8 protein-coding genes are annotated in these 7,343 nt (G+C 72.6%); 5 read left to right on the forward strand and 3 right to left on the reverse strand.

All coding sequences use genetic code 11. From position 1 onward, the window contains the following. On the reverse strand, window positions 1-606 hold a 606-nt coding region (locus tag AC13HU_RS27230; RefSeq protein WP_483044597.1), incomplete at its 3' end, for an ADP-ribosyltransferase. 189 nt (window positions 607-795) lie between these two features. Between AC13HU_RS27230 and AC13HU_RS27235 the strand changes: the two genes are divergently transcribed. Beyond that, on the forward strand, window positions 796-1,518 hold the full coding sequence (locus tag AC13HU_RS27235; protein ID WP_483044598.1) for a GNAT family N-acetyltransferase: 723 nt from the start codon (window positions 796-798) through the stop codon (window positions 1,516-1,518). 30 nt (window positions 1,519-1,548) lie between these two features. Here AC13HU_RS27235 and AC13HU_RS27240 read toward each other — a convergent pair whose 3' ends face one another. Then, a complete protein-coding gene (locus AC13HU_RS27240; RefSeq protein WP_483044599.1) occupies window positions 1,549-1,977 on the reverse strand; it encodes an ATP-binding protein in 429 nt (142 codons plus the stop codon). 263 nt (window positions 1,978-2,240) lie between these two features. Here AC13HU_RS27240 and AC13HU_RS27245 point away from each other — a divergent pair, with 263 nt between their 5' ends. After that, complete coding sequence (locus AC13HU_RS27245; RefSeq protein ID WP_483044600.1) at window positions 2,241-3,095, forward strand: helix-turn-helix domain-containing protein; 855 nt, start codon at window positions 2,241-2,243, stop codon at window positions 3,093-3,095. Beyond that, complete coding sequence (locus AC13HU_RS27250) at window positions 3,092-3,343, forward strand: DUF397 domain-containing protein (protein ID WP_483044601.1); 252 nt, start codon at window positions 3,092-3,094, stop codon at window positions 3,341-3,343. Before AC13HU_RS27245 ends, AC13HU_RS27250 begins: the two co-directional genes overlap by 4 nt. On the opposite strand, the gene AC13HU_RS27255 is transcribed toward AC13HU_RS27250, so the two are convergent. Continuing rightward, entirely contained in the window at window positions 3,315-4,544 is a 1,230-nt protein-coding gene (locus AC13HU_RS27255; protein WP_483044602.1) for an 8-amino-7-oxononanoate synthase, read from the reverse strand. The two genes, AC13HU_RS27250 and AC13HU_RS27255, sit on opposite strands and share 29 nt — an antisense overlap. Before the next feature lie 120 nt (window positions 4,545-4,664). Here AC13HU_RS27255 and bioB point away from each other — a divergent pair, with 120 nt between their 5' ends. Then, window positions 4,665-5,900, forward strand: a complete 1,236-nt coding sequence (gene bioB, locus AC13HU_RS27260) for a biotin synthase BioB (RefSeq protein ID WP_483044603.1) — start codon at window positions 4,665-4,667, stop codon at window positions 5,898-5,900. Continuing rightward, the gene (locus AC13HU_RS27265) at window positions 5,893-7,197 is read left to right on the forward strand and encodes an adenosylmethionine--8-amino-7-oxononanoate transaminase (protein WP_483044604.1); all 1,305 of its coding nucleotides are present in this window, start codon (window positions 5,893-5,895) and stop codon (window positions 7,195-7,197) included. The genes bioB and AC13HU_RS27265 overlap by 8 nt, the downstream gene beginning before the upstream one ends. The last annotated feature ends 146 nt before the right edge of the window (window positions 7,198-7,343 follow it).

The following is a 7,343-nucleotide window of genomic DNA, read 5'->3' on the forward strand; positions in this document are numbered from 1 at the left end:
GTAGAAGGGGTTGCGGACGCAGTCGGCGAGGACTTCGCTCTTTGTCGCTTTGTCCACCGGGCAGGCGCCGACGATGAAGCGGCGGTCGATGCCGCCGGTGAAGGCCACTTCATGCTGGTCGGCCCACTTGTGGGTGTCGCCGATCGTGGCGTTGACGTCGATCCCGCCGGGCGCGTCGATGTAGTAGTTGTAGGCCGACTTCCACTGCTTGTACAGGTCGTGGTCGTAGCTGGTGCTGACGAACGGCGACGGCTGGTTGACCTCGACGTAGGCGGCGAGGTCGTACTGCCCGTCCTGCGGGGCCTTCGGCTGGAAGCCGTCGTGGAAGACCACGGCGGGCGCACGCCCGTCCGCGCGGTACAGCTCGCCGCAAGTGCGGCGGTACGTCGGCGGGTCGGGGACGATGCGGTCCACGTCGACGCTGCGGTCCGCGGCGGCGAAGAGCGGGTCGTGGACGACAGGGCAGAAGTCCGCGGCAGCGGAGGGCACTTCGGGCGCCCGGGTCGGGGCCGCCGTCGCCGCACCGGAGGACGTCTGGGTGGCGAGAACGGCGGTGAGGGTCAGCGCGCCGGCCGCGGCGAGCGACCGGACTCGGTTCATGATCATGGACGTAGGGTGCCGGTGGCGGGCGCCGGAACCGCTGAACGTCACCCGATCGTAGGCGAGTCCACGCGTCGGGCGGACTCGTACGACCGCGTGCAGGCGCGGAGTTGACGTGCCGGCAGCCGGCCCCGCGGGCCACGGCCGCCGGGACCGCCCGGGGACCGCTCCCCTGCCGGGAGCGAGAATGCGGGGATGACCCGATCCACCGAACTCGCCCGCCTGCTCGCCGATGCCGCGCGCGGCGCCTTCCCCTCGCCCGACGGAACCGTCGTGTTCGTACCGCAGCCCTCGCCCCGCGATGCCGGGGTGATCGCGTTCACCGCGCACACCGTGGTGTTCACGGACCTGGGCGCGGGGCCGGACGACCTGGACGACGGCGACGGCGGCACGGCGCTGCGGGACCTGCTGCCGGCGGACGACCTGTCGGCGCCGCTCAACCCGCCGTTCCTGAGCGCGCTCGCGGCCCGTTCCGGCCGCCAGGTCAACAACATCGACGTCCTCACGGTGGCGGCTCCGCTGCCGGGTCCGCCGCCCGGGCCCGCGCTCCAGGAGACCACCGACCGCTCGCATCCGCGGATCGTGCGCGCGCTGCGGCACCGCGACGGCGTGCGCGCCTGGACCGTACCCGGCGCGACGCTGCTGCTCGGTCGCGGTGTCGCCGGCCGCTGGGAGGCGGCCGTGGAGGTCGAACCGCGGGCGCGCGGCAGGGGGCTGGGGCGCTCGCTGGCCCTGGCCGCGCGCCATCTGGCGCCGGACGGCGGGCCGGTGTGGGCGCAGATCGCCCCGGGCAACGCGGCGAGCCTGCGTGCCTTTCTGGCCGCCGGCTTCACCCCGGTCGGCGCCGAGGCCCTGCTGGTGCCGTCCCCGGACCGGCTGTCCCCAGGCGTCCCGTCCCCGGACCGGGTGGACGCGTGAGGCGCGCGGCGGACCTTTGGGGACGACGCGTCAGATCACGGGGATCGCCCAGGGGATCATGATCCAGACCGTCTTGCCGCCGTCGCAGGTCGGGATGATCCGCAACTTCCCGCCGGACTCGGCGATGAGGTGGCGGACGATCGCCATGCCGCGCCCGTTGTCCTGCTGGACGGCGCCGGGCAGGCGCTGCGGCCAGCGCGGGTGCGAGTCGGTGACCCCGATGTGCAAGTGCTCGCTGTGTTCCAGACGGATGTCCACGGTGAAGTTGGGCGACAGGCCGGAGGTGTGCAGCACCGCGTTGGTGGCGAGTTCGGAGACGACCAGACGGACGGAGTCCAGGGTCGACGCGTCGGGCGGCAGCCCCCACTCGGCGAGCCGCGCGCACACGTAGGCCCGGGCCGCGGACACCGATGCGGGGTCACTCGGCAGGGTGACGGATGCTTCCTGAAGGTCAGCCATGGTGACGCTGTTCCCTTTCCCGCCGGGTCCGGACGCCGGCGCGTACGGAGGTCCGTACGTCCGGGTCCGGATGCGGCTGATTCGCGCCAGAGTGTCATCCATCGTGCCGCCATTACGGACCGGCGAGCGCGCAATGCATATATCTGTCGCTCAAAACGGTGAACTCTGCTACGTGAGAACGCATTTGGTCGGCACACTGTCGTATCGCAGTGTTCGCGACGGACGACGACTGCACCACTTCGGCCCAGGAGGCGCTAGACATCATGGAACGAGTCCCCGCCGTACGCCGGCGCCGGCTCGGCGAGGAGTTGCGCCGGCTACGCGATCTGACCGGACTGACCAGCGGGGAAGCGGCCCGACTGGCCGGCTGGCACCAGTCGAAGGTCAGCCGGATCGAGACCGGCCGCAGCAGCGTGCGCCCCGAGGACGTGGAGGTGCTGCTGAACGTGTACGCGGTACGCGACCGCGACCTGCGCGACCTGCTGGCGACCCTCGCCGGGCGCGGCTACCAGCGCGGCTGGTGGCACGACTTCCGCGACGTGCTGCCCGCGGAGTACCGCGACTTCATCACCCTGGAGACGGGCGCCAGCCGGGCCCGCTCGATGGAGAACAGCGTGGTGCCGGGGCTGCTCCAGACCCCGGCGTACGCCCGCGCGTTGACCCGGGACGTGATGCCTCATCTGAGCGAACGCGAGGTGGACGCGCTCGTCGACGTACGGATAGCCAGGCAGGCCGTCCTGCGCCAGGACCGGCCGCTCGAGCTGTGGGCGGTGCTCGACGAGTCGGTGCTGCGCCGGTGGGTGGGCGGCCGGGAGGTGATGGCGGAGCAACTGCTGCGGCTGCGCGAGGCGATGGAGCTGCCCCAGGTGCGGTTGCAGGTGCTCCCGTTCGCCGCCGGCGGGCACCAAGGGGTGACGAATTCTTTCGTCATCTTCTCATATCCGCGCATTGCCGATCTCGACGTGGTGGTTGTCGACCATTTGACGAGTAGTCTCTACGTCGATCGGAAAGAGGACATCGCGGCGTACGGAGCAGCGTTCGCCCGATTGAGTGGCCGCGCTCTTCACAGGGAAGAGTCGGCTGAAATGATCAACGGCATCCGTAAAGAGGTTTCATGACAACGCTGCCCCGTTTTATTTCCTCCAGCGAGACGCTTAGCGGCGCGAGTTGGCGGCGCAGCAGTCACAGCACCGCGGCGAACAACTGTGTGGAGGCCGCCAGGCTCCCCTCGGGTCTGACCGCGGTCCGTGACTCCAAGGACGTACGCGGCCCCGCGCTGCTGTTCGCCCCGCAGGCGTGGAGCGACTTCGTCCGCGATCTGGCCACGGACGGGCCGCTCAGTGCGGTGGAGCGGTCCCGGCGATGACGTCGACCGCGCGGTGGATCTGAGGGCCGGTCAGGTCGCATCGCGCGGTCAGCCGCAGCCGGGAGATCCCGTCCGGCACGGACGGCGGACGGAAGCAGCCGACCGCCAGGCCCTCGTGCCGGCAGCGCGCCGCCCAGGCGCGGGCGCTGTCGGGCGAGGGCGCGCGCACGGACACCACGCACGCGTCGGGCACGGTGGCGTCCAGGCCGCGCTCCGTCAGCAGCCGGTGGAAGTCCCGGGCCACCTGCCGGGCACGGGCGGCCCGTTCCGGCTCGCGCCGAAGCAGCCGCAGCGCGGCCAGCGCGGCGCCGACGGCGGCCGGGGCGAGGCCGGTGTCGAAGATGAAGGTGCGGGCCGCGTTGACGAGGTGCTCGATCACGACGGCCGGGCCGAGCACCACCCCACCCTGGGCGCCGAAGGACTTCGAGAGGGTGGCGGTGCACACCACGTCGGGCGCGCCGGCCAACCCGGCCGCATGGGCGCTGCCCCGGCCGCCGTCTCCCATGACGCCCAGGCCGTGCGCGTCGTCGAGCAGCAGAGCTGTGCCGTACGCGCGGCAGGCGGCGGCCAGTTCGGCCAGTGGCGCCGCGTCGCCGTCGACGGAGAAGACCGCGTCGCTGACGACGAACGCGGGCCCGCCGGGGCCCTGCGGACGGTCGGCGGCCCCGGCGGTGCCCACGGCGTCGGCATCGGCGGCGTCGCGGGCGCCGAGCGCCTTGCGGACGGCTTCGGGGTCGGCGTGCCGGACCACCTCGGTCGTGGCCTTGGACAGGCGGCAGCCGTCGATCAGGGAGGCGTGGTTGGCGGCGTCGGAGACCAGCAGGGTGCCGGGGCCGGTGAGCGCGGTGACGGCCGCGAGGTTGGCGGCGTAGCCGGAAGCGAAGACGAGAGCCGCCTCGAAGCCGGTGAACGCGGCGATCTCCTCCTCTAGTTCGGCATGCAGCGCGGTGCTGCCGGTGACCAGGCGGGAGCCGGTGGAGCCGGCGCCCCACCGCAGGCAGGCGTCTGCGCCGGCCCGGACCACCTCCGGGTGGCGGGTCAGGCCGAGGTAGTCGTTGCCGGCCAGGTCCAGCAGCGGCGAGTCGGCCGTACGGGGCCGCAGTTCGCGGCGCAGCCCGGCGGCCCGCCGCACCTGGTCCTGGGCGGTGAGCCATCCGAAGGGGCCCTCGGGGCGTCGGTGCTGCTGAGATGCGCTGTCCACGCCAGCAACGTACTGGGTGAGCGCCCAGGTACCGGGTGTGGTGATGCACACATACCAGGCCGCTGATGTTGTCCGGTGCGCCATTGGCCCGGCCCGCCGCCGTACGCGAGGATTGCGGGCATGGATCTGCTGACGGCACTGGTGGGCAAGGGTCTGCGGCGCGAACCGCCGACGCGGGACGAGGCGCTGGCGGTGCTCGCGACCTCCGACGACGAACTGCTGGACGTGGTGGCCGCGGCGGGCCGGGTGCGCCGGCAGTGGTTCGGCCGCCGGGTCAAGCTCAACTACCTGGTGAACCTCAAGTCCGGCCTGTGCCCGGAGGACTGCTCGTACTGCTCGCAACGGCTCGGCTCGAAGGCCGACATCCTCAAGTACACCTGGCTGAAGCCGGACGAGGCGGTTGCGGCGGCCACCGCAGGGGTGTCCGGGGGCGCGAAGCGGGTGTGCCTGGTGGCAAGCGGGCGCGGTCCGACCGACCGCGACGTGGACCGGGTGTCGAAGACCATCGAGGCGATCAAGGACGGCAACGAGGACGTGGAGGTGTGCGCGTGCCTGGGCCTGCTCTCCGGCGACCAGGCGGAGCGGCTGCGGGCCGCGGGCGCGGACGCGTACAACCACAACCTCAACACGTCGGAGGGCACCTACGCGGACATCACCACGACGCACACCTACGCCGACCGGGTGGACACGGTGCGGCAGGCGCAGGCGGCGGGGCTGTCGGCGTGTTCGGGGCTGATCGCGGGGATGGGCGAGAGCGACGCGGACCTGGTGGACGTGGTGTTCTCACTGCGGGCGTTGGACCCGGACTCGGTACCGGTCAACTTCCTGATCCCGTTCGTGGGCACCCCGCTGGCCAAGGAGTGGAACCTCACCCCGCAGCGCTGCCTGCGGATTCTGGCGATGGTGCGGTTCGTCTGCCCCGACGTGGAAGTGCGGCTGGCCGGCGGGCGCGAGGTGCACCTGCGCAGCATGCAGCCGCTCGCGCTTCACCTGGTCAACTCGATCTTCCTCGGCGACTACCTGACCAGTGAGGGGCAGGCCGGGCAGGCCGACCTCGACATGATCGCGGACGCGGGCTTCGAGGTGGAGGGCGCGCAGACCACGACGCTGCCCGCGCACCGGCGGACCGACGAGGCGCGCGCGGCGGCCGGTTCGGCCTGCGGCTCGCACGACACGGCGTGCGGTTCGTGCGAACACGGCGAGCCGGCCGAGACGGCTACGGCTACGGCTACGGCTACGGCTACGGCTACGGCTCAGCCTGTCGGTGCGGTGTCGGGTCAGGGCGCGGGTCCCCGTACGGACCTGGTCGCCGTGCGCCGGCGCGGTGCGGGGACGGACCTGCCGCCCAATGCCTGAACCGCTGCCGGTGGATGTGCTGCTGGACCTGGACCGGCAGCACGTCTGGCACCCGTACGGCCCGATGCCCGGCCGCCAGGAACCGCTCGTCGTGGAGTCCGCCTCGGGCGTACGTCTACGGCTCGCCGCGCCCGCGCAGGGCAACACCGAACTCGTGGACGGCATGTCGTCCTGGTGGTCGGCGATCCACGGCTACCGGCACCCGGTGCTCGACAAGGCGGCCCACGCGCAGTTGGACCGGATGAGCCACGTCATGTTCGGCGGGCTCACCCACGAGCCGGCGGTGCGGCTGGCCGCGCGGCTGGTCGAGATCACGCCGGAGCCGCTGCGGCACGTCTTCCTCGCGGACTCCGGTTCGGTGTCGATCGAGGTGGCGCTCAAGATGTGCCTCCAGTACTGGCGTTCGCTGGGGCGGCCGGGCAAGCGGCGGCTGCTCACATGGCGCGGCGGATACCACGGCGACACCTGGCAGCCGATGTCGGTATGTGACCCCGACGGCGGTATGCACCATCTATGGTCCGGTGTGCTACAGGAGCAGATCTTCGCGGACGCCCCGCCGCCCGGGTTCGACGCGGAGCCGTCGGCCGAGTACTCGGCGCACCTGCGCGAGCTGATCGGGCGTCACGCGGACGAGCTGGCCGCGGTCGTGGTGGAACCGGTGGTCCAGGGCGCGGGCGGGATGGCGTTCCACTCCCCCGCGTACCTGCGGGTGCTGCGGGAGGCGTGTGACGAGCACGACGTCCTACTCGTCCTCGACGAGATCGCCACCGGGTTCGGCCGCACCGGGCGGCTGTTCGCGACCGAACACGCGGGGATCGCGCCCGACGTCATGTGCGTCGGCAAGGCCCTCACGGGGGGGTACGTCTCCCTCGCCGCGGCCCTGTGCACCTCCCGGGTGGCCGAGGGGATCTCGCGCGGCGAGGTGCCCGTGCTCGCACACGGCCCCACGTTCATGGGGAACCCGTTCGCCGCGGCCGTGGCGAACGCGTCGCTCGACGTCCTGCTCGCCCAGGACTGGGCGACCGAGGTCAAGCGGATCGAGGCCGGCCTGCGCGAAGGGCTGGCGCCCGCGGCCGAGTTGCCCGGGGTGCGCGATGTACGTGTGCTCGGCGCGATCGGGGTGGTCCAGCTCGACCACCCCGTCGACATCGACGCGGCCACCCGCGCCGCGGTCCGCGCGGGCGTATGGCTGCGGCCCTTCCGCGATCTCGTCTACGCGATGCCCCCTTACGTCACCGGGGAGGAGGACGTCGCCCGCATCTGCGCGGCCATCCTCACGGCGTCCGCCGCCGGATGAACCCACGGGGCGCCCCGGCCGCCTGGGTGCCCCGTCCCGTCCACGACGTCCCGTCCACGCCCGACCACCCGGCCGGCGCGGGTCGCAAGGCCGGCGCGCAGCGCCCTCGCACCGCCCGAGGGGCTCGGTTTGTGCGGGGTGGGGGG

This window comes from Streptomyces sp. NH27, assembly GCF_056859195.1.